Source organism: Salinivibrio sp. IB643 (assembly GCF_001996105.1).
Lineage (GTDB): Bacteria > Pseudomonadota > Gammaproteobacteria > Enterobacterales > Vibrionaceae > Salinivibrio > Salinivibrio costicola.
The window spans coordinates 96644-119476 of sequence record NZ_MUFF01000001.1; the positions used below are offsets into that span (position 1 = coordinate 96644).

Below are 22833 nucleotides of genomic sequence, written 5' to 3' on the forward strand. Positions count from 1 at the left end.
AAGCCACGTTAGCGTGGCTTTTTATTTAGTGGTGGTGGCCAAGGTGCACCGGCGCGGGTTTTACCCCATGACGGCGCTGCCAGATTTTTTCATGGAAAAAGTAAGCCAATGTATTGATGCTTGGCTCAACCAGCGCTAATGCACCACCGACTAACCAATCGCCACTGATCAAATAGCCCACTAAGAAGGCAACGTTAAAGTGCACCACCGCAAAGCTGGCGGTTTTAATCACCGGACGCGCTTGACGGCTTAGTTTCCACACTTTTTCATGAAGGTAAAAGGCACCCGTGTTGACCGTTGGCTCGGTCATGGCAATTAAGCTACCTAAAATGATATCGCCGGTGAGCATATATGCGACCGTAAAGGCGATCGAAAAGTGGATAGCGGCAAAACTGAGTGTCTTTTTCATGGTGTAGCTCCTTCGCGGCAACACGCGTTTAATCAACAATGACAGTATGTACGGTTCATGTCGACAAATAAAAACGGTTCTCACTATCTTTTAGATAGAGAAGGGCTATCAAAGGCGATCAGTGCTGGGTACAACAACCGTTGAGAAAGTGACCAAGCCAATTGTGTGCTGGTGTTGGGCATAAAAAAAGCCACGCCGATTGGCGTGGCTTATCACAGGGTATCGGTAAGACCGATGAACTATAACGCAGCGATGGTGACCTTTTGCTCACCGAGCTTGGTTAAGGTGTCACGATAGCCATCGAGCTTTTCACGCTCTTTCGCTACCACGGCTTCGGGCGCTTTAGCGACAAAGCCTTCATTGCCAAGCTTACCTTCAACACGCTTGATCTCACCTTCGATTTTGGCGATCTCTTTGTCCAGACGCGCCAGTTCGGCATCTTTATCAATCAAGCCCGCCATTGGGATCAAGATCTCAGCGCTGCCAACCAAGGCAGACGCACAGGCCGGTAGCGTTTCGCTGCCGTCCAGTACCTTGAAACTGCCCAGTTTGGCCAGTGCGTTTAAGGTGGTGCTGTTGCTGCTCGCACGATCAGCATCACGTGAATCGGCGGCTTTTAGCATTACGTCAAGCGGTTGGCTTGGCGCAATATCGTACTCAGCACGTAGGTTACGGATGCTGACGATAAACTGCTTCACCCACTCAATGTCTTCTGACGCTTGGGTGTTCACGTGGCTTTGATCAAATTGCGGCAGAGGCTGCTGCATAATGGTGTCGCCTTCCACGCCGTTTACCAGCGGTTTAACGCTCTGCCAGATCGCTTCGGTGATGTAAGGGATCACAGGGTGCGCCAGACGCAAGGTTTTTTCCAGCACGGTGATCAAGGTATAACGGGTGGCACGCTGTTGTGCGTCGTCACCTTTCCACAGCACCGGCTTGGTCAGCTCCAAGTACCAATCGCAGAATTGATGCCAGATAAACTCATACAAGACGCCCGCCGCCATATCGAGACGGTAGTTGTCGAGGTGGGTGTTAAAGTCTTTGGCCGCTTGTTGGAACTGAGACTCGATCCACTGATCGGCATTTGAGAAGGTCATCTCGCCGCCGTTCATGCCGCAATCTTGCTCTTCGGTGTTCATCAGCACGTAGCGGCTGGCGTTCCAAAGTTTGTTACAGAAGTTGCGGTAACCTTCCAGGCGCTTCATGTCCCAGTTGATGTCACGGCCGGTAGAGGCCAGTGCCGCCAAGGTAAAGCGCAAGGCATCGGTGCCGTGGGCATCGATGCCGTTTTCGAAGGTTTTGCGGGTCGCCTTCTCGATTTTTTCAGCCAGCTTAGGCTGCATCATGTTACCGGTGCGTTTGGCAACCAGATCATCAATGCCAATGCCGTCAATCATGTCGAGTGGGTCAAGCACGTTGCCTTTCGACTTCGACATCTTGGCGCCACTTTCATCGCGAATCAGGCCGGTCATGTAGATGGTTTTGAACGGGACTTGTGGCTTGCCGTTTTCATCTTTGATGAAGTGCATGGTCATCATGATCATGCGCGCCACCCAGAAGAAGATAATATCGAAGCCTGACACCAATACATCGGTAGGATGGAAGGTTTTCAGTGCATCAGTATTTTCTGGCCAGCCGAGGGTGCCGAATGTCCAAAGCGCCGATGAGAACCAGGTATCGAGCACGTCTTCGTCTTGGCGCAGCGCGACGTCGTCGCCAATCTGGTTGTCACGACGGACTTCGTCTTCATCGCGGCCCACATAGACGTTGCCTTGGTCGTCATACCAGGCAGGAATGCGGTGACCCCACCAAAGCTGACGCGAAATACACCAGTCTTGTACATCGCGCATCCACGCAAAGTACATGTTTTCGTATTGCTTGGGCACAAACTGAATGTCGCCATCTTCTACCGCTTTGACAGCCGGCTCGGCGAGCGGCGCGGTGCGCACATACCATTGGTCGGTCAGCATCGGCTCAATGACCACGCCACCGCGATCGCCATAAGGGACGGTCAGATCGTGATCTTTGATTTCACCCAGCAAGCCGAGCGCGTCAAATTCTGCGACGATCGCTTTACGCGCCGCAAAACGTTCCAAACCTTGGTAGGCGGCTGGAATGTCGCTCGCGTAGGTGGTGCTTGGCTGGCCTTTGTGATCAAACACTTCTGCGTGCTCGCGGATATCCGCGTTCAGGGTCAAAATGTTGATCATTGGCAGCTGGTGGCGCTGGCCGACTTCGTAGTCATTAAAGTCGTGCGCGGGAGTGATTTTTACACACCCGGTGCCTTTTTCCATGTCGGCGTGTTCGTCGCCCACGATCGGGATACGACGATTCACCACTGGCAGCAACACGTGCTGACCAATCAGATCTTTGTAGCGCGGATCGTTTGGGTTTACCGCAACACCGGTATCGCCCAGCATGGTTTCTGGACGGGTGGTGGCAACGACAATGTAGTCTTTACCGTCTGCGGTTTTGGCACCATCAGCCAGTGGATAACGGAAATGCCACATGTGGCCTTTCTTGTCTTTGTTTTCCACTTCCAAGTCCGAAATCGCCGTGTGCAGTTTCGGATCCCAGTTCACCAAGCGTTTGCCGCGATAAATCAAGTCTTCTTTGTGCAGGCGCACAAACACTTCTTTTACCGCATTGGAGAATCCTTCGTCCATGGTGAAACGTTCGCGATCCCAGTCGACAGAGGCACCCAAGCGGCGCAGCTGTTGGGTAATGGTACCACCGGATTCGCCTTTCCATTGCCAAATTTTGTCAATAAACGCGTCACGGCCGTAGTCGTGCTTGGTTTTGTTTTCTTCGGCTGCGATCTTACGTTCCACCACCATCTGCGTGGCAATACCGGCGTGGTCGGTGCCCACTTGCCAAAGGGTATTTTTACCTTTCATGCGCGCGGCACGGGTCAGGGTATCCATGATGGTATCCTGAAACGCGTGGCCCATATGYAGGCTACCGGTTACATTCGGAGGTGGGATCATGATGCTAAAGGCATCTTTGCTGGTATCACCATGAGGTCGGAAATAGCCCGCCTCTTCCCAGCGCTGATACAGCGCTTTTTCAATTGATTGTGGATTATATGTCTTTTCCATAGCGCTCTTGAAAGATCGTCAAGGGTTGGGCGATTGGTCGATGGCCAAGGTATGAAGTTGCAGGCCTGCCAGTCGGTATGCTTTATATCGGTGACGCGCGTGCTGTTTAAGCGTCTCATCGCAAGGGACGAAGTCTACCACTTGTGCAAACGAAGGCGCAAAATTTGATGCCTCTGTCGCCAAATTGATTAACACACTGCGATGACCGGTATGGCGCACACCTGGCCAGCCTATTTCCACCGGTGCGCCGCCTCGCGGCCCTTCACCGACCAGATTATGGGGCACGAAGGTATCTGGGTCACGTTGCCATAAAGCGTCATCCAATTGATGCGCTTGGGCTTGGTCTTGTGCGGCCAGATAAATGCGTTGCCCTTGTTGATAGTAGTAAAAAGCCAAATCAATGGCGGTGTCTATCAGTATTTGTTGTTCACGCGCTTGCTGCTCAGGTGTCAGCCCCAGGCTGTTGCTGTCGTCTGCCGGCTCGGGCGGCGACAAAAGATAAAAGGTGGCGGTGGGCATATACGCTCCTAAATGTGAGAAACGGCCTCCGTCCCAAAAGCGGGGTGTCCGGGTAGCGCGGAGCCATCAACATAGCCGATTGTGCGTGCAGACACCAGTGCCGGATAAAGTTTCAACAAAAAAGGAGGCCGGTGGGCCTCCTGTTCGTGGTTACTCTTCCAATTCAAGCCCGGAGCGGTTGAGTAAAAATTGCACCAGCAGAGGAACGGGACGGCCGGTGGAACCTTTTTCTTTGCCGCCGCTTTTCCAAGCAGTCCCGGCGATGTCTAAGTGTGCCCAGTTGTACTTTTTGGCAAACCGAGACAAGAAGCAGCCCGCGGTGATGGTGCCACCGCCTTTACCACCAATATTGGCCATATCGGCAAAGGGGCTATCGAGTTGCTCTTGGAACTCATCCGTCATTGGCAAGCGCCATGCGCGATCACCTGCTTGCTCTGAGGCGCTGATAATATCGTGCGCCAAGGGGTTCTGGTTAGCAATCAGGGCGCTGATGTGATGGCTCAGTGCCATGATGCACGCGCCGGTGAGGGTTGCCACATCAATCACACACTCTGGCTCATAACGCTCTACATAGGTGAGGGCATCACAAAGTACTAAGCGACCTTCGGCGTCGGTATTGAGCACCTCGACCGTTTGCCCTGACATGGTCGTCAGGATGTCACCTGGACGGTACGCTTGGCCGTCTGGCATGTTTTCACAACCGGCGAGCACACCCACGACATTGATAGGTAGGTTAAGCTCGGCCAAGGCACGCATCACCCCAAATACCGATGCGGCACCGCCCATGTCGTACTTCATCTCATCCATACCGGCACCGGGCTTAATGGAAATACCGCCCGAGTCAAAGGTGAGGCCTTTGCCGACGAGCACAATCGGTTTTGCCTCTGGATCAGGGCTGCCCTTGTACTCCATGATCGACATCATCGATTCATTTTTTGAGCCACGGCCAACCGCAAGATAGGAATGCATGCCCAGCTTGTCCATTTCTTCTTCACCGATAATACGGGTGGTGACCGCATCATAGTCATCGGCTAAACGGCGCGCTTGCGAGGCAAGATAGGCTGGGTTCGCCACGTTCGGTGGCATATTACCCAAATCTTTACAGGCATTCACACCAGAAGCGATCGCTAAGCCATGCGCGATGGCACGCTCACCCAGATTCAATTCACGACGCGTTGGGACGTTGAACACCATTTTGCGTAATGGGCGACGAATTTCTGGCTTAACACTTTTAAACTGGTTAAAGGTGTACAAGCTGTCTTTGGTGCTTTCAACCGCTTGACGTACCTTCCAGTATGTATCACGGCCTTTAACGTGTAGCTCGGTTAAAAAGCAGACCGCTTCCATCGAGCCGGTTTCATTGAGGGTGTTGATGGTTTTTTTGATGATTTCTTTGTATTGGCGCTCGCCGAGCTCGCGCTCTTTACCACAACCCACCAGTAATACGCGCTCAGATAACACGTTCGGAACATGGTGTAGCAGGAGCACTTGGCCGGGTTTACCTTCAAGATCACCGCGGCGCAGCAGGGCGCTGATGTAGCCGTCGCTGATTTTGTCGAGTTGCTCGGCCACGGGGGATAGGCGGCGAGGCTCAAACACGCCAACGACAATACAGGCACTGCGTTGCTTTTCGGGGCTACCGCTCTTTACACTGAACTCCATTTGTACTCCTAGATCCTAAAGACAATTGAGACCAAATGTTGGATAATGCCGCCTCTATATGTTGTTGAACGCAATTTAATGCGTCCAGATTAGCCGGCGGTCAACAAATGGCCGAAAGATTAGAAAACAACTAATTAACCCAGAAACTATAGTTATTCGAGTAAAAAAACAAGTTTTCCATAGGTGCCTTCGCTTTGATAATTGTTCGATATTTGATCCGGGAGACAGTTAAAACACAAGTTGCCGTTTTATTTGTGTTGTTTCTGGTCTTTTTTAGCCAAAAATTTATCCGTGTGCTTGCCAGTGCCACGGAAGGATCGATCCCGGGGAATCAGATCATTACCTTAGTCGGTTTATATATGCCGTCGATGGCAATGCTGATGTTACCTTTGAGCTTGTATATCGGCATTTTGATTACATTCGGGCGGCTCTATGCTGAGAGTGAGATCACGGTCATGAACGCCACTGGGATTGGCAATGAGTTTCTGATCCGCGCTGCGCTGTATCTCGCGATTATCACCGGATCCGTGGCGGCGTTTAACTCGCTTTGGCTAACGCCATGGGCCAATAACCAAGAGCTCGAGGTGATGGAGCAATTAGAGGCCAAATCCGGTTTAGAATTGTTGGTGCAAGGGCAGTTTCAAAGTGCGCCATCGGGTGAGGCGGTGATTTTCGTCGATAATATCGAAGATGATGGTAAAACGCTCAAGCAGGTATTTGTCGCTCAGCCCGTCCCCCAAGGCTCTTTACTGCCGAATGTGGTGGTGGCCGATAAAGGCTATGTGTCTGAGCTGCCTGACGGTCGCCAAGTCTTGGATTTGTTAGAGGGAACCCGTACCGAGGGCGTACCGACTCAGCTTAACTATGGTGTAACGACCTATAAAAACTATCAGGTATTGATTGGTCAGCGCGAAGTGCGTGAAAAAAGTCGTGATTGGGATGCGATGCCAACCTTGCAATTGGTTGGTGAATCAAGTTTGAAGGCGCGCGCCGAACTGCAGTGGCGTATTTCCTTGGTATTGTGTATCCCCTTGATGACCATGATTGTGGTGCCGTTATCGGCGGTGAACCCGCGTCAGGGACGCTTTGCCAAACTCTTCCCCGCGATAATGATTTATCTGGCCTATTTTTTATCGATCAGCGCGGCGAAATCCGCGGTAGAAGATGGCGATCTGCCCGCACAAATTGGTCTGTGGAGTATCAATGTGGCCGCCTTATTACTGGCCGTGATCCTCGCCAGCTGGGATTCGCTACCGGTGAGAAAACTCAAAGCTAGCTTAAAAGGATCTGCCTGATGTTTCGCATTCTTGATTGGTATATTGGCCGGACTCTGATAGGCACCTCGTCACTGTGTTTGGCGACCTTGGTGGGATTGTCTGCGATCATCAAGTTTGTCGAGCAGTTACGCTCGGTCGGTGATGGTACCTACACCATGGGCAAAGCGATTTTGTATGTGTTGCTCAGCATGCCGCGCGATATTGAAATGTTCTTCCCCATGGCGGTTTTGCTGGGGGCATTGATTGGTTTGGGGATGCTGGCCTCAAGCTCAGAGCTGGTGGTGATGCAGGCCGCTGGGGTGTCGAAACTCCAAATTGGCCTATCAGTGCTTAAAACGGCCATTCCGTTAATGTTGATTGTGATGGTGCTGGGCCAGTGGGGCGCACCGGATGCGCAAAAAGCCGCTCGTGAGCTGCGTGCCATTGCCAAATCAGGCGGAAACATGATGTCGGTGCGGCGTGGGGTTTGGGCGAAAGATGGCGACGATTTTATTTATATCGCCCGCGCGGATGAGCAAGATACGCTGACCGGTGTGAGCATTTGGAAGTTTGATGACCAGCAAACCATGACCAATGTGGTGTTTGCTGAGCGTGCTGATTATCTCAATAAAGACAGTTGGATGCTTAAAGATGTGACCATTACGCGCATGCAAAATCAAACCGCGCTGAGCAATGTAGAGCAGGATGAATTGGTTTGGAATACCACACTGACGCCTGACAAATTAGCGGTGGTGACGGTGAAACCGGAAGAGCTACCGCTATCGGGTTTGTATAGTTATGTGTCGTACCTTAAAGCGTCACAGCAAGATGCGTCACGTTATGAGCTGGCCCTGTGGCGCAAAGCGGTACAACCGCTGTCGATCGCGGTGATGATGCTGTTGGCGCTGAGTTTTGTCTTTGGCCCTTTGCGAAGTGTCACCATGGGTGCGCGGGTGCTATCAGGGGTGATTTTTGGCTTTGGCTTTTATATCGCCAACGAAGTCTTTGGGCCGATGAGTTTGGTGTATCATCTCCCTCCGGCCATTGGTGCTATCACCCCAAGTGTCATTTTTCTGGTGATTACCTTGCTGTTACTGAGACGCAAGCTGTAGCGCTGAAAGTAAACGCTTAGCGACAAGGTAAGGTGATGACATCAGTGCTTTGGCAAATCAATCGCGAGCGTGAAGAGATTAAAAAAGGGCCGATAACATATCGGCCCTTAGTGTATTTGATCATTCTCTAAGTGTAGTTTAGAAGCTGTAGCTCATACCTAAACGAACATCGCGCCCAGGCTCAGGCATGCTATTGCCGCTGCTTAAGGTAAACGAGCTATGCTCGCTGTATTCCTTGTCGAGCAGGTTGTTGACCGCCAATGAAACCGTGAGCCCTTGGTAGGCCGCTGGCTGCCACTGTGCGCGTACATCATGAACCACGTAACCAGGCTTCTCGTGTTTACCTTCTGGCACATCGGTCAGCCTTTCCACCCCAGTAAGGGTATAGCCTAAGCTTACATCGGTATCGACCAGCTGATATTGCGTATCCCATACCCAAGTGTTGCCGACTGAAGCGCCAATTGCCATGGCGTCGCCTAAAGGATCGCCATTTTCATCTTCCATGTCGACGTAGCTATAGCTCAGACGGGTGTCGAGTTGGTTGAGCATCCAGTTGACACTGGCTTCGACGCCTTGGCTCGTGACATCATCCTTTAGATTGTAAAGGTAGTGTGGGTCACTACCGCGATCATACGCCTGGAAGTTTTCTATTTGAGTATTAAAGCCGGTGACCGCAAAACTTAGGGTGTCTTGTTCGGCTAGCATCTCATAACCTTGCCATTCAACACCGATTTCAGCTTGTTTAGCCTGTTCGGGCTTTAAGCCTTTTTCCACATCAACGGCACCACCGATCAGCAATACTTCGCGGGTTTTAGCACCGCGCACGGCTTCGCCATAGCCAGCATGTAGACGCAGGTTGTCAGTGGCTTGATAGCTCAGTTGCAGGTTCGGTGACACTTCACTGCCATCGACTTCACCCGCCTGGCCGTATTCTGTGCGGTAGTCATCAAAGCGTGCGCCCCAAGCAATGCCAAGGTCTCCGACTGTCATTCTATCTTGTAAGAAAACGCCAATGTTTCTGGCTTTGTCTTGGTCGTTAGGACCATTTGCTTCTTTATAGTCGATATTGTCGGTTTTTTGCTCGAACATATCGATGCCAGCGGTGAGGTCATGCTGCAAAGCACCGGTATTGAAACGCATATGATTACGAATATCACCGCCAGTATTGCGTGACCGGCTGAATGTCTGTTTCTCAATGCGATCAAGGTCGAGGGTGTTTTGATAGAGCTTGGTGGTCAGTTCAATCCAGTTAGAATCCGGCGCCCAGCGATGTTGGAAAGAGAAGGTTTCGCGCTCGGTTTCTTGATAGCTCTGTGACTGACGGCTGAATTCAGGCATGTGCGCACGGATAAAGTAATCGCCCTCATCCGTCCGACGTTCGGCGCTAACACGAACATCATGATCACCGTGCTCAAGAAGCGAAAGCTTGACCAAGTAGCTTCGTTGTTGGCTGGCAGTAGCAGGTTGTAAATCACCACCACCGTGACGATAGTCGTCACTATTGCGACCTTTCATGTAGGCAAGAATGCCCAGTGATTCGCCAAGGCGACCATACACAGCGGAACTGCCCGAGGTCGCATTTGCTGCGCTTTCGTGGCCGGCGGAAAAACGGGCACCGATATCTTGCCCTGCGCGAAGCATGTCTTGCGCATCTTTGGTTTCAAAGCGGACGCTACCCCCTAATGCGCCAGGGCCACTATCAGCGCTAGCAGGTCCGGACTCTACACCAACACGTTTGAGCAATTCAGGTTCAATACTTAAACGCCCTTGGTGATGGAACAGGTAGCCACCTTGAGCTGCACCATCAACGGTAATGTTGAGGTTGGTATCTTCAACACCGCGCAGATAGATCTTTTGTCCGGTGCCAATCCCGCCGCCGACGTTAATGCTGGCGGTATCGCGGAATATGTCTTCTAGATCTTGTGCCTGACGTGCTTCAAGCGCTTCGGCATTAACCGCTATTTTGCCTTTTAGGCTGTCAGCGGTGACAGTCACTGTCTCGACGGGCTTTGGGTCTTGAGCATGAGCGGGCAGACTGAGCGTTCCCGCGGTGATAAAAGCAAGGGTGAGCGGACTTAAACGTAAATGCATGTCATACTCCTATGCAAATGGTTATCGTTTATTATGGGGCGGAACTATATCAAGGCGAGATCAAAATAACCAATAAAATCATATTAAAAATGCGTATTGTTACGATTATCATTGGCTATGTTGCTAAATGAATAGACTATGCGACGTGTTTGTTTTTAATAAGAAAATAGAGAGGCAATCAGAGAGCGAATGCAGATGCTATGCGGTGGAAACGGACTAGCAAAGAATAAAGACGGAAAATAAGAGGGCCAGCAATCATGCCGGCCCACGCAAAAGAATACGTCTTTTAACGTTAATCTTTTTTAGATTGAGGCGCATCTAGGTATTCAAACGCCTTAACCACGCCTTCTACACCGCGTATATTGCGCGCTATCTCAACCGCTTGGTCCGCTTGTGATTGGGTGACGGCGCCCATTAAAAACACTTCGCGGGCTTCAGTGACCACCTTGATATTTACCGCGCGTAACTGGTCATCGGCGACGAAGGCTGCTTTGACGCGAGTCGTTAGCCAGCTATCCGTACTGATATCGGCCAAGCTAACCATTGGCGTTTCACGGACTTCGTTATAGACAACATCGACGTTATCCAGGGCTCGGACCCGTTCAACCAGTTGCTGGGTGAGGGCCTGGTCGGTGCTTTGCCCGACTAACAGAACTTGCCCTTGAAACGATGCCGCTTTAACGCGAAGCTTATTTTTGAACGGGGCTTTGTTCACGATCCCGGCGGTATTGAGACCAATTTGGGTATCATGCCACTCTTCTCCGGTCGTACGAGGATCGGAGGAATAAATGGCGGAACACGCTTGCAGCGTCAGTGCCAATATCAAGGTCATGATAACGCGCATGAATTATTCTCCGTGAGAAGGAAAGAGGACTTGGTCAATCAGGTCACACAAGCAATGGACAGTGAGCAGGTGTCCTTCTTGAATGCGCGCGGTACGTTGCGAGGGAATACGGACTTCGACATCACGCTGGCCAAGCAACCCGGCCATTTCGCCGCCGTCTTTCCCGGTTAACGCAATAATGGTCATATCACGGGTCACGGCAGCTTCCATCGCTTTGATGATGTCTTTACTGTTGCCGCTGGTGGATATGGCCAGAAGCACATCGCCCGCTTGCCCTAGCGCTCGTACTTGCTTGGAGAAGATTTCATCGTGGCTGTAGTCGTTGGCCACTGCGGTTAAGGTGGTAGTGTCTGTGGTGAGTGCCAAGGCCGGTAAGCTGGGACGCTCAGTCTCAAAGCGATTTAACAAGCAAGACGCAAAATGCTGGGCATTCGCGGCGGAACCGCCATTACCACAACACAAGATTTTGTTGCCGTTAAGTAGGCTTTGCACCATCACTTGTGCCGATTGTGATAGATACTCGGGAATCGCTTCTGCGGCCGCGATTTGGGTTTGAATACTTTCGGTAAAGCTCTCTTTAATGCTCTCTAGCATGACTTACCCTTGAACAATGTTTTGAATCCAGTTGACCGCCTCAACGCTGCCATCAAAGGTGACAGCGTCAAAGCGAAATTCGGTTTGCATACTTTTGATGCCGCGGCATTGCATCCAACGCTCAGCGGCGAGAATTAAACGACGTTGTTTGATGGCGGTAATGCTCGCCGCCGCACCACCAAAGCCGTGCCTGCGCCGGAAACGCACCTCGACAAACACCAAGCAACTGCCATCGCGCATCACAAGATCAATCTCGCCGCGACGACTATGGGCGTTTTTATCGAGCAGACTCAGCCCGTGGCGCATCAGGTATTGGCAAGCGTGTGCTTCGTAAGCCTGTCCTGTTGCTCTGGACTGAGGCTGTTTCACTGCGCCTCTCCGCGAGATCCCGTCTCAACAGGCTCAATGGCGGTTCGACCAAATCGCGCCCAGTCTAGCTGACGGTGGATAATACACTGATCGGCGAGTGAGAGTTGCCCCGTTTGACCATTTAGCTGATAACCCGGCTGGGCTTGCATTTGTGGTAGCCCCTTCAGCAGCTGGTAAGCATCCATCCCCAAGGCATGTAAGCGCGTGGTGTTGTTACTTGGTGATGGATGACGCTGTTGATAGCTTTTATACGCATCGCTTTGGGTGTGCACTAATAAAGGAATATCACTGAATTCGATGCCTTCAAGCTCGGCTAATTGGCCCATGCCATCGGCGCGGTTATTGCTACGCGAGCTTGCATAGAGTTTAGGCGGCAAGACATCGGGATTAATCGCGACCTCAATAAAGGGTTTTAATAAGGTCAGCTCAGCGGCACCGGCCACCATATAAACGGCGTCGATATCGCGACGGCTGCGGGCTTGCGATTGTAAGGGTAAGTCGGTGAGTTTTTTCAGTTGTGAAATGCGGCGCTGACTGGCGTCTAAACCAAAGATATCACGAATGCGTGCTTGCATTTTATCACGATCACCGAGAGGCGCTTGCTCAACGTCTGTATCGGTGAGTGACTGCCAGCGGGCGGAAAATGCATCACGGATCCGTTGACCAAAGGCGGAGTCAGGGTAGAGCACTAAAGGGAACTGGTACCCCTGCTGGTGAAGACGGTCGGCGGCTTGCGCGGCTTCTTGTTCGGGTGACAAGGTGAAGTAGCACACACCTTGCGTATAATTTTCATCCGTGGGCTGATTAAGCGCCAATAAAGGCACTTGGCCGGCGAGCGCGTCACTGACTGCGGCGACTTTGTGTTTCTGCAGTGGCCCCACCACGAAGTCGATGCCGTCATCACGGATACGTTGCGTGAGCGCATCGACATCCATGGCGTTGGTATCGTAAAAGCGCACACGAGGGCGTTGATCTATTTTCGCATCAAGCATGGCTTCAACAAAACCATCACGAATGGCATCCCCTTGATCAGCAAATTTATCCGTCAGTGGTAGCATGACCCCTACATTGGTGGGTTGTGTGATGGTCAGTGCTTGGATATCGGCTAAATTATCCGGTAAATACTGGTTCGCGGGGTGTGTAGGGTGCGACACCAAGTAGGCATCTAATTGGCTTTGCATCTCGGCCAGATCGCGGGTGTAGCGGCGCGCGATATCCAACAAGGTCACCCAACCGGCAAGAATGTCATCATCACTGGATTGAAGCTGTTTGATCTCGCGCTGGTTGAGCGATTGTAAATCTTGCCACAGCGTGTTCCATGCTTGCTGAGCTTGGTCTGATTCAATATAGCTGGCTAACCGATACTGATTGTTGACCGCGTCCAGGGCATTGCCTTGCTGACGCGCAATTTTGGCTTTTTGCTGATAAAAGCGGACATATTGCCCCTCGGTGAGCTGCCAATCAGGGGATAAGGCCAACGCTTGATCGGCTTGGGTTAGCTTGCCGGTTTGTGCCAAAAAGCGCCCACGCGCGAGTGTCCATTCAATACGCTGGTCAGTATTAAGATTGCGCTCAGCCAAGCGCTGCAGCAGCACATCCGCTTGGTTCAATTGCTGCTCGTTAATCAGCGCTTTTATCGCCAGTAAAAACCAGTCATTTTGCTTATCACCTTGGCTGGTTTCGGCCTGCAACAAATAAAATGTCGAATTTTCCGTTGCCGGTTGACTGATGACATCACGCGCAGTTGGCGTGGTGGACGGCGCACTACAAGCCGCTAAAGCCAATGCTAAGGCTACAGGGGTAATAAGTCGTGTTACACTTTGACGCTTCTGGGTAAGTTTAACCATGAACATATTTCAACCGTGACAACGTTGCCCCTATCTTAATCGCCGAAGGGTTGTTAAACAAATGACTGATGCAAATCTATCCGACCATGCTCACCCCACGCTGTATATTGTGCCAACACCGATTGGTAATTTGGCTGATATTACCCAGCGTGCTCTTGATGTTTTAGCCAGTGTCGACGTGGTCGCGGCCGAAGATACGCGTCATACGGCCCGGTTGCTATCGCATTTTTCGATTAGTGCGAAAACTTTTGCGTTGCATGAGCATAATGAACAGCAGAAAGCCGCTGCATTGTTAACGCGCCTGCAACAAGGCCAGTCGATTGCATTAGTCTCTGATGCTGGCACCCCCTTGATTAGCGATCCGGGATATCACTTGGTCACCCAATGCCGTGAGGCGGGTGTCAGAGTAGTCCCATTGCCTGGCGCCTGCGCGGTAGTCACCGCATTAAGTGCATCGGGTTTGCCTTCAGACCGTTTTAGTTTTGAAGGGTTCCTGCCTCCTAAGACAAAAGCGCGACAAGATACGTTCCGTGAATTGGCCGATGATCCGCGTACCTTAATTTTCTATGAGTCACCGCACCGTATTCGTGACAGCTTGGCGGATATGCGCGAGGTACTGGGCGACGCACGTCGCGTGGTGTTGGCGCGCGAACTAACGAAAACTTTTGAAACCATCCATGGGGCACCGTTGGGTGAACTTATTGAGTGGTTGAGTGAAGATCCTAACCGCTTACGTGGAGAAATGGTGTTATTGGTCGCCGGCCATCGCGCGGATAAAACGGCTTTGCCAACCGCGGCGTGTCATGCGCTGGGTCTATTGGCGGCCGAGTTACCGTTAAAAAAAGCAGCCGCGTTAGTCGCGGAATTATATGCGGTGAAAAAAAACGCACTCTATAAATGGGGCCTAGAGAATTTATAGCTGAGCGCGATTTACGCTGGCTTGCGTGAATATTCTTCTATATACTCCCCCGCTCGAGTTGGCCGGGTAATCGCTGCTTTATTGATGTCCTTTGGGAGACTGATAAAGGGGAGGAAAGTCCGGGCTCCTCAGGGCAGGGTGCCAGGTAACGCCTGGGAGGCGCGAGCCTACGACCAGTGCAGCAGAGAGTATACCGCCGATGGCTCTTCGGAGCACAGGTAAGGGTGAAAGGGTGCGGTAAGAGCGCACCGCGCGACTGGCAACAGTTCGTGGCACGGTAAACTCCACCCGGAGCAAGACCAAATAGGTCCCTATTGGCGCGGCCCGCGTTTGGGGACGGGTAGGTTGCTGGAGCCTGTGAGCGATTGCAGGCCTAGACGAATGGTTACCACCGTTTTTACGGTACAGAACCCGGCTTACAGGCCAACTCATCTCCTTTTAGGGCGAGCCTTTTTGGCTCGCCCTCTCTTTTTCAGCGATTGAGTCAGACGATTTGGTTATAACCGAACGTCATCGGCTTTTTTGTGTATTGATTAAGCCGCTAAAAACCTTCTTTAATCTTCCTAGGTGTGATCTTGCTCACTGTCATGGCTTGCTTGACTTTCTTTTTACCTGCTACGTACACTTCTGGGTGGGAAAATGTGGTGTAAAGTGGATAATCTTGGTGAAAAAGGGAAAATAACGTCATGTTACGTGGCGTCAGCGCCATTTCGGTCGATAAAAAAGGGCGACTTGCTCTGCCAACGCGCTATCGCGATGGGTTAATTCACCATTGTGATGGCCAGTTTGTGTGCACGATCGATCACCAACTTCCTTGCTTGGCGCTGTACCCGGTCCCGGAATGGGAAGTGATTGAGGCGAAGTTATCGCAGTTATCCAGCTTTCAACCTGCAGAGCGACGCCTGCAGCGCTTATTACTTGGCCATGCGTTTGACTGTGAAATGGACGGACAAGGTCGCTTATTACTGCCTGCGACCTTGCGCCAATATGCCGGGTTAGACGGCAAAGCGATGCTGGTTGGCCAACTCAACAAATTTGAGATTTGGGACGAGCAGACGTGGCAGGCACAAATTCGCCAGGATATGGACACACAGGCGGAATCAACCCCGATGCTCAGTGAGCGGTTAGCAGACCTCTCATTGTAAATAATGAAGTGAATGTATGTCAGAACAATATACCCATGTTTCCGTCCTATTAAATGAATCGGTGGACGGCCTTGCGATTAAACCCGATGGCATCTATGTCGATGGTACCTTTGGTCGCGGCGGTCATTCGCGCCATATCTTGTCGCAATTGGGTGATAACGGTCGCCTGTATGCGATCGATCGCGATCCACGTGCGATCGAAGAGGCAAATTCCATCGATGATCCGCGTTTCCAGATTATTCATGGCCCGTTTTCTGAGATAGCGTCGTACCTCAGTGAGCGTGGGCTATCTGAAAAGGTCGATGGGATCCTCCTTGATTTGGGCGTGTCTTCGCCCCAGCTTGACGACCCTAGCCGTGGCTTCAGTTTTATGCATGATGGCCCGCTTGATATGCGTATGGATCCGAGCACCGGCCAGTCGGCCGCACAGTGGTTAGAAACCGCCAGTGTCGATGATATTGTTTGGGTATTAAAAGTGTTCGGCGAAGAGCGTTTTGCGCGCCGGATTGCTAATGCCATTGTTCGTCACCGTGAAGATGAAGAAGCACCTGCGCTGACCACGACCAATCAGCTTGCCAAGCTGATTGATCACGCGGTGCCGTTTAGAGAGAAGAAAAAGCATCCTGCGACACGTAGCTTTCAAGCGATTCGCATTTATATCAACAGTGAGCTGGATGAAATCGAGCAAGCCCTGCAAGGTGCGCTCGCCAGTTTAGCCCCGGGTGGACGCTTATCAGTGATTAGCTTTCACTCGTTAGAAGATCGCATGGTCAAGCGCTTTATCCGTAAGCAAAGTAAAGGACCGGATGTGCCTAAAGGGGTGCCTTTGACTGAAGCACAGATTGCCGAGCTCGGTTCGGCGGCAATGAAGCCGATTGGCAAGGCGATTAAACCGTCCGCGGAAGAAGTGGCGCATAACGCCCGGGCGCGAAGCTCGGTATTACGCGTGGCGGAAAAGTTAGGATAACGCATGAAACCGCGCCCAAGCCTCGCTAAGCAGATAGGCCAGGATGTATTGGCAATCGGGAAGTTGCCATTAGGGTTACTGCTGGCGGTATTGGTTTCGGCGATTGCGGTGGTATCTATGACCCAATCAACGCGTAATTTGATTGCCAAACAGGACGCGCTATTAGAGCAACGTGAAACCCTTGAAGTGGAGTGGCGCAATCAATTGCTAGAGGAAAATGCGTTGTCTGAACATAGCCATGTGGAGTCCGTGGCGCGTCAGTCTTTTGAAATGATTCGTCCCACCAGTGAGAACGAAGTGATTGTAACGCGACCTTTGAGTAACGACCGGTGAAAAAACGTTCTACCAAGTCTACCAATCGCCGTACACCCAAAGCGCCACCGGTATTGATTCAGTGGCGCTTTGGTCTTGTCTGCGTATTTATTGGCTTAGCCTTGGCTGCCTTGGTGGCGCGCGCCGCTTATATCCAAGTGATTGAGCCCGATCGGTTACGCCACGAAGGAGATCTACGTTCGATACGGACTGAGAAGGTTCCTTCCGCGCGAGGCATGATCACGGACCGTCAAGGTGAGGCACTCGCGATCAGTGTGCCCGTTCAAGCCGTGTGGGCGGATCCGGTGACGGTATTCAAACACCAAGGATTAAAAAATGTCGATCGCTGGCATGCGCTTGCGGATGTTTTGGGGTTAGATCGGCAAGCCTTAATCGATAAAATTCAGGCTAATCGGCAACGGCGTTTTATTTATCTGCAACGTCAAGTGCACCCAGCCATGGCAGCGTACGTTGATAAGCTTGAGTTACCAGGCGTAGGGTTAAAAGCTGAGTCACGCCGCTTTTATCCCAGCGCGGAAGTCAGTGCACACCTTGTTGGGATGACTGGGATTGACGGCCATGGTTTAGAAGGGATCGAACGCCGATTTGATGATTGGCTGGCGGGTGAGCATGGTAAACGCACGGTGCGTAAAGACCGATTTGGCCGTGTCGTGGAGCATATTGCCACCGAAGATAAAAAAGAAGGCCAGTCACTGACGCTGAGCATCGATCAGCGTCTTCAAGCCATTGCGTATCGTGCTATCAAACAAGCCGTCGCCGATTACCGCGCCACCTCGGGCTCTTTGGTGATGGTGGACGTGAAGACCGGTGAAGTGATGGCCATGGTCAACGCCCCCTCCTATAATCCCAATAATCGTAGCTCACTCAAAAGCTTTAACATGCGTAATCGCGCGATTACTGATGTGTTTGAACCGGGCTCAACCATGAAGCCTTTTGTGGTACTCACGGCATTAGAAAACGGTGTTGCCGATATGGACACCGTAATAGATACCGGCAACGGCATTATGCAAATCGGTGGCAGTCGAGTGCGTGATGTTTCTAAAGTCGGCAAAGCTAACCTTGCGCGTATTCTCAAAAAATCCAGTAATATCGGTGTGAGTAAACTCTCATTAGCCATGCCTGTAGAGACCTTATTAGGTCAATATGGCAGCTTTGGGCTCGGCACCGGTACGGGCGTTGAGCTGGTTGGTGAATCTGTGGGCCATTTCCCCTCTCGGCGTCGTTGGTCAGATTTTGAACGTGCCACGCTAGCCTTTGGCTATGGATTATCGGTGACACCGACTCAGCTTGTGCGTGCTTATGCCACGCTAGGGTCGTTGGGCATTAATCGACCACTGAGCATTTTAAAGCGTGAAGGCGTCACAGAAGGTAAGCAAGTTGCCTCGCGCGAAAATGCCTACAAAGTCCTGCAAATGCTGGAAGGGGTGACCCAAGAAGGCGGCAGTGCGCGTCGTGCCGCGGTTGATGGCTATCGCGTTGGCGCCAAAACCGGGACCGCGAAAGTCGCTGTCGCCGGTGGCTACGGCGACGAATATATTGGTTACACCGCAGGGCTGGCACCCATTAGCGATCCTAAGCTGGCCATGGTGGTGGTGATCAACGAGCCGCAAGGCGACAAATATTATGGGGGGCAGGTCGCGGCACCTGTGTTTTCGAGCGTGATGAAAAGCGCACTCCAGATTTTAAACATTGCACCGGATGCCGGTACGGGTCCGGCGTTGCAAGTAGCAAAGCATGCAAATGAAGTGAATGGCGATGAATGATTTAAACCAATGGCTGAGCCCTTGGCTGGCGGATGTGCCCTCGATGCCGGTACGGCACCTATCCTTGGATAGCCGCAAAATCCGTCAAGGTGATGTATTCGTGGCGATAAAAGGCCACCAAGTTGATGGTCGCCAGTTTATCGATACCGCGATTCAGGCCGGTGCTGTGGCTGTGGTGCAGCAAGCGGAGCAAAATGCTGTGCAGTGGCATCAGAATGTGCCGCTCATCAGTTTATGCGTTTTACCTGCTTCCTTATCGGCATTAGCCGCGCGTTTTTATCAGCACCCGCAACAGCACATAGGTATGATTGGCGTGACCGGCACCAATGGTAAAACCACGGTCTCCCAATTGATTGCACAGTGGTTAGATGCCTTAGGTGAGCGGACCGCAGTGATGGGCACCACTGGCAATGGCTTTATTGGCCAATTAGAAGCGGCGGAAAACACCACGGGCGATGCCATTGGTATTCAAGCCCAGCTTGCGGCGTTTGCGCAGCAAGGTGCACGCCATGTCGCGATGGAAGTGTCTTCACATGGCTTGGTGCAAGGGCGCGTTGCTAGCCTCGCGTTTAATGCGGCCGTGTTTACCAATTTAAGCCATGACCACCTCGATTATCACGGCACCTTAGATGCCTATGCGGCGGCGAAAAAGCAACTGTTTGATTTGGGCTCTCCGCTCAAAGTGATAAACGCTGACGATGCCGTGGGGCGCACTTGGCTCCAGCAATGGCCTGACGCGGTTGCCGTCGCCATGCAGCCCGACGCATTAAGTGCTCACGCCGGCCGGTATGTACTGGCACAGTCGGTGACCTATACCACCGAGGGGGTCTGTGTTCGTATTGACTCCTCGTGGGGCCAGGGTGACATGTATGCAGAGTTAGTGGGTGATTTTAATGTCAGCAACTTATTGGTGAGCTTGGCGACCTTGCTGGGGCTGGGTTATTCGTTATCAACCTTGTTGACGAGTAGTCAGCAGTTACAAGCGGTTGTGGGGCGCATGGAGGTTTTTCTTGCGCCTGACAAACCGACCGTGGTGGTTGACTATGCTCACACGCCCGATGCGCTTGAGAAAGCACTACTGGCCTTACGACGTCATTGCCACGGCGCACTTTGGTGTGTATTTGGCTGTGGCGGCGATCGTGATACGCGTAAACGCCCGGTGATGGCCCGAGTGGCTGAACAGCATGCCGACAAGGTGGTGTTGACCAATGATAACCCTCGCGGTGAGGCCCCTGAGTCGATCACGCAAGATATGCTCGCGGGGCTGCACAACCCCGAACGTGTATGGGTAGAGCATGACCGCGCTCAAGCGGTGACGCAGGTCATCGAGCAAGCGCAAGCCAACGACATTGTCTTGGTGGCAGGCAAGGGCCATGAAGACTATCAAGTGCTCGCGCATGGCAAGGTGCATTACTCTGACCGCGAGACGGTCGCGGCGCGACTCAAGGAGTTATCATGATTCGGACAACCCTCAGCACATTGGCGAATGCGATAGGGGCCACTGTGTATTATGCCGATCACGCGTCGGGTACGCCGCCGATCGATGCCATTACCACCGATACGCGTGAGCTGCGCGCGGGGGCACTGTTTGTCGCGCTTAAAGGTGACCGTTTTGATGGCCACGATTTTGCTGAGCAAGCAAAAGCATCAGGCGCCGCCGCGATGGTGGTTTCGCGCCAGTTGGACATTGATATACCCCAATTGCTGGTGGACGATATACGCCTTGCCCTGGGTCAGTTAGGCGCTTGGGTCAAACAGCAATGCCAGGTGCCGACCATTGCGATCACGGGGAGCTGCGGTAAGACCACAGTCAAACAAATGCTGGCGACGATCTTGGCACAGAAAGGACCCACGTTATCGACTGCCGGCAACTTCAATAATGATATTGGTGTCCCGCTGACGTTGTTTCGACTCACTCCTGCACACCACTATGCGGTGATTGAACTCGGCGCTAATCATATTGGTGAAATTGCTTATACCACATCATTGGTCAAGCCTGATATTGCCATGGTCACTAACTTAGCCGCGGCCCATCTCGAAGGGTTCGGCTCATTAGAGGGAGTGGCTGTTGCCAAAGGCGAAATTTATCAAGGGCTGCCCGAAGGCGGGATAGCGTTGGTGAATCAGGGTAGCCACGGTGGTGATACATGGGGTGACGTCCTGGCAGATAAGCAGGTGATTGCGGTAACAGACACGCAAGCCGCCCCCCTGACCTTGATTGATAGTGCCCTGACAACCGCAGGCTGTTATCAGCTCACGCTAAGTGACGGACAGAGCCAACAGTCGGTGATGCTGCCGCTACCGGGCAAGCACAATATTATCAATGCGTTAATGGCCGGTTGTGCGGCGATGCAGTTACCCGGCGTGAGTCTGGCGGATGTCGTGGCCGGGCTTGAGTCGGTAGAAAACGTCGCAGGACGCACACAAGTGAGTGAGCCTCGCCCAGGGTTACGGCTGATTGATGATACCTATAACGCCAGTGTCCCAGCGATGAAGTCTGCCATTGATGTTTTAGCCAGCTATCCAGGTGAGCGTTGGTTGATCGTCGGTGATATGGCAGAGCTGGGTGAATACAGTGAGCAAATGCACCGTGAAGTTGGAGAGCATGCGGCGCAAGCTGCTGTTAACCGTGTCTTCACGACCGGACGCGATAGCCGTGTGATCAGCGAACGCTGTGGCGGCGATCATTTTGACAGTAAAGAGGCGCTGATTGCGCACGTAGTAGCCATGATAAAAACACAAACACCTGACACGATACTGATTAAAGGCGCCCGAGGGATGGCGATGGAAGCGGTTGTCACCGCAATCAAGGAGGCTTGCTAATGCTTTTATGGCTAGCGGAAGTACTACAAAACCTTTTACCCTCAATGCGCTTGTTTGAATACCTGACATTTCGCGCCATTGTTAGTGCACTGACGGCATTGGTTTTCTCGCTTTGGGCCGGCCCACGTCTGATTCGACGTTTACAGTCGATGCAGATTGGTCAAGTTGTTCGCGAGGAGGGCCCCGAATCTCACTTTAGCAAACGCGGTACGCCGACGATGGGCGGGGTCTTAATTGTTGCTGCCATTAGTTTAACCGTTTTGTTGTGGGCCGATTTATCCAACCCCTATGTGTGGGCTGTGATGGTCGTGCTACTGGGATACGGTGCGATTGGTTTTGTTGATGACTACCGCAAGGTAGTGCGTAAAAATACCGATGGATTAGTCGCCCGTTGGAAGTACTTTTGGCAATCTGCGATCGCACTCGGGGTGGCGTTCGCGCTCTACGCCCATGGCAATGACACCGCGGCGACACAACTGGTGGTGCCTTTCTTTAAAGACGTGATGCCCCAGCTTGGTCTGTTTTATATTGTCTTCACTTACTTTGTCATCGTGGGAACCAGCAATGCGGTGAACCTCACTGATGGCTTAGATGGCTTGGCTATTTTGCCAACCGTGATGGTTGCCGGCGGCTTCGCCTTTATTGCTTGGGCGACCGGTAACGTCAATTTCGCCAGCTACCTGCATATTCCGTATATCGAATACAGCAGTGAACTGGTTGTGGTTTGCGCGGCCATTGTTGGCGCGGGGCTGGGCTTTTTGTGGTTCAACACCTATCCGGCGCAAGTTTTTATGGGCGATGTGGGCTCACTGGCGTTGGGCGGTGCATTGGGCACGATCGCCGTGCTGGTCCGTCAAGAATTGCTATTGATCATCATGGGCGGGGTGTTCGTGATGGAAACCATCTCAGTGATCTTGCAGGTAGGCTCGTACAAACTGCGGGGAAAACGGATTTTCCGTATGGCGCCGATTCATCACCATTATGAATTGAAAGGCTGGCCAGAGCCTCGGGTGATCGTACGGTTTTGGATTATTTCTTTGATGCTGGTGTTGATTGCCCTCGCCACCTTGAAGGTCCGTTAA

19 protein-coding genes and 1 other RNA gene are annotated in these 22833 nt (G+C 52.1%); 11 read left to right on the forward strand and 9 right to left on the reverse strand.

Features of this window, described 5'->3' with window-relative positions; translation table 11 throughout:
• Positions 1-25: 25 nt before the first annotated feature.
• From BZG77_RS00480 to pepA, 4 genes are all read right to left on the reverse strand, one after another.
• Positions 26-409, reverse strand: a complete 384-nt coding sequence (locus tag BZG77_RS00480; RefSeq protein WP_077645768.1) for a DUF2061 domain-containing protein — start codon at positions 407-409, stop codon at positions 26-28.
• 239 nt (positions 410-648) lie between these two features.
• A complete protein-coding gene (locus BZG77_RS00485) occupies positions 649-3507 on the reverse strand; it encodes a valine--tRNA ligase (protein ID WP_077645769.1) in 2859 nt (952 codons plus the stop codon).
• 18 nt (positions 3508-3525) lie between these two features.
• The gene (locus BZG77_RS00490; RefSeq protein WP_021022638.1) at positions 3526-4026 is read right to left on the reverse strand and encodes a DNA polymerase III subunit chi; all 501 of its coding nucleotides are present in this window, start codon (positions 4024-4026) and stop codon (positions 3526-3528) included.
• A 150-nt stretch (positions 4027-4176) separates the two neighbouring features.
• Entirely contained in the window at positions 4177-5688 is a 1512-nt protein-coding gene (gene pepA / locus BZG77_RS00495; RefSeq protein WP_021022637.1) for a leucyl aminopeptidase, read from the reverse strand.
• A gap of 194 nt (positions 5689-5882) precedes the next feature.
• Here pepA and lptF point away from each other — a divergent pair, with 194 nt between their 5' ends.
• Positions 5883-6983 carry an LPS export ABC transporter permease LptF gene (gene lptF, locus BZG77_RS00500; RefSeq protein WP_021022636.1) on the forward strand — a complete coding sequence of 367 codons (1101 nt, stop codon included), beginning with the start codon at positions 5883-5885 and terminating at the stop codon, positions 6981-6983.
• Positions 6983-8056, forward strand: coding sequence for an LPS export ABC transporter permease LptG (gene lptG / locus BZG77_RS00505; RefSeq protein WP_077645770.1), 1074 nt, complete (start codon positions 6983-6985; stop codon positions 8054-8056). The genes lptF and lptG overlap by 1 nt, the downstream gene beginning before the upstream one ends.
• Before the next feature lie 138 nt (positions 8057-8194).
• On the opposite strand, the gene BZG77_RS00510 is transcribed toward lptG, so the two are convergent.
• The 5 genes from BZG77_RS00510 to BZG77_RS00530 all read right to left on the reverse strand — a co-directional run bounded on the left by BZG77_RS00510 (position 8195) and on the right by BZG77_RS00530 (position 13801).
• Positions 8195-10147: a TonB-dependent receptor domain-containing protein gene (locus BZG77_RS00510; RefSeq protein ID WP_077645771.1), complete on the reverse strand. Its 1953-nt coding sequence runs from the start codon at positions 10145-10147 to the stop codon at positions 8195-8197.
• A gap of 292 nt (positions 10148-10439) precedes the next feature.
• Complete coding sequence (locus tag BZG77_RS00515) at positions 10440-10991, reverse strand: BON domain-containing protein (RefSeq protein ID WP_077645772.1); 552 nt, start codon at positions 10989-10991, stop codon at positions 10440-10442.
• A 3-nt stretch (positions 10992-10994) separates the two neighbouring features.
• On the reverse strand, positions 10995-11585 hold the full coding sequence (locus BZG77_RS00520) for a phosphoheptose isomerase (RefSeq protein ID WP_077645773.1): 591 nt from the start codon (positions 11583-11585) through the stop codon (positions 10995-10997).
• 3 nt (positions 11586-11588) lie between these two features.
• Positions 11589-11954 carry a YraN family protein gene (locus tag BZG77_RS00525; protein WP_077645774.1) on the reverse strand — a complete coding sequence of 122 codons (366 nt, stop codon included), beginning with the start codon at positions 11952-11954 and terminating at the stop codon, positions 11589-11591.
• Entirely contained in the window at positions 11951-13801 is a 1851-nt protein-coding gene (locus BZG77_RS00530; protein WP_158011397.1) for a penicillin-binding protein activator, read from the reverse strand. Before BZG77_RS00530 ends, BZG77_RS00525 begins: the two co-directional genes overlap by 4 nt.
• A 61-nt stretch (positions 13802-13862) precedes the next feature.
• Here BZG77_RS00530 and rsmI point away from each other — a divergent pair, with 61 nt between their 5' ends.
• The 9 genes from rsmI (at position 13863) to mraY (ending at position 22833) form a co-directional block, all read left to right on the forward strand.
• The gene (gene rsmI / locus BZG77_RS00535) at positions 13863-14720 is read left to right on the forward strand and encodes a 16S rRNA (cytidine(1402)-2'-O)-methyltransferase (protein ID WP_021022630.1); all 858 of its coding nucleotides are present in this window, start codon (positions 13863-13865) and stop codon (positions 14718-14720) included.
• 54 nt (positions 14721-14774) lie between these two features.
• An RNA gene (gene rnpB, locus BZG77_RS00540) (RNase P RNA component class A) lies at positions 14775-15155 on the forward strand.
• A gap of 251 nt (positions 15156-15406) precedes the next feature.
• Positions 15407-15865, forward strand: coding sequence for a division/cell wall cluster transcriptional repressor MraZ (gene mraZ, locus BZG77_RS00545; protein ID WP_021022628.1), 459 nt, complete (start codon positions 15407-15409; stop codon positions 15863-15865).
• A 16-nt stretch (positions 15866-15881) separates the two neighbouring features.
• Positions 15882-16832: a 16S rRNA (cytosine(1402)-N(4))-methyltransferase RsmH gene (gene rsmH, locus BZG77_RS00550; protein WP_077645776.1), complete on the forward strand. Its 951-nt coding sequence runs from the start codon at positions 15882-15884 to the stop codon at positions 16830-16832.
• A gap of 3 nt (positions 16833-16835) precedes the next feature.
• Positions 16836-17165: a cell division protein FtsL gene (gene ftsL / locus BZG77_RS00555; RefSeq protein WP_077645777.1), complete on the forward strand. Its 330-nt coding sequence runs from the start codon at positions 16836-16838 to the stop codon at positions 17163-17165.
• The gene (locus BZG77_RS00560; RefSeq protein ID WP_077645778.1) at positions 17162-18928 is read left to right on the forward strand and encodes a penicillin-binding transpeptidase domain-containing protein; all 1767 of its coding nucleotides are present in this window, start codon (positions 17162-17164) and stop codon (positions 18926-18928) included. The genes ftsL and BZG77_RS00560 overlap by 4 nt, the downstream gene beginning before the upstream one ends.
• The gene (gene murE / locus BZG77_RS00565; protein ID WP_077645779.1) at positions 18915-20387 is read left to right on the forward strand and encodes a UDP-N-acetylmuramoyl-L-alanyl-D-glutamate--2,6-diaminopimelate ligase; all 1473 of its coding nucleotides are present in this window, start codon (positions 18915-18917) and stop codon (positions 20385-20387) included. The genes BZG77_RS00560 and murE overlap by 14 nt, the downstream gene beginning before the upstream one ends.
• The gene (locus BZG77_RS00570) at positions 20384-21751 is read left to right on the forward strand and encodes a UDP-N-acetylmuramoyl-tripeptide--D-alanyl-D-alanine ligase (RefSeq protein ID WP_077645780.1); all 1368 of its coding nucleotides are present in this window, start codon (positions 20384-20386) and stop codon (positions 21749-21751) included. The genes murE and BZG77_RS00570 overlap by 4 nt, the downstream gene beginning before the upstream one ends.
• Positions 21751-22833 carry a phospho-N-acetylmuramoyl-pentapeptide-transferase gene (gene mraY, locus BZG77_RS00575; RefSeq protein ID WP_077645781.1) on the forward strand — a complete coding sequence of 361 codons (1083 nt, stop codon included), beginning with the start codon at positions 21751-21753 and terminating at the stop codon, positions 22831-22833. The genes BZG77_RS00570 and mraY overlap by 1 nt, the downstream gene beginning before the upstream one ends.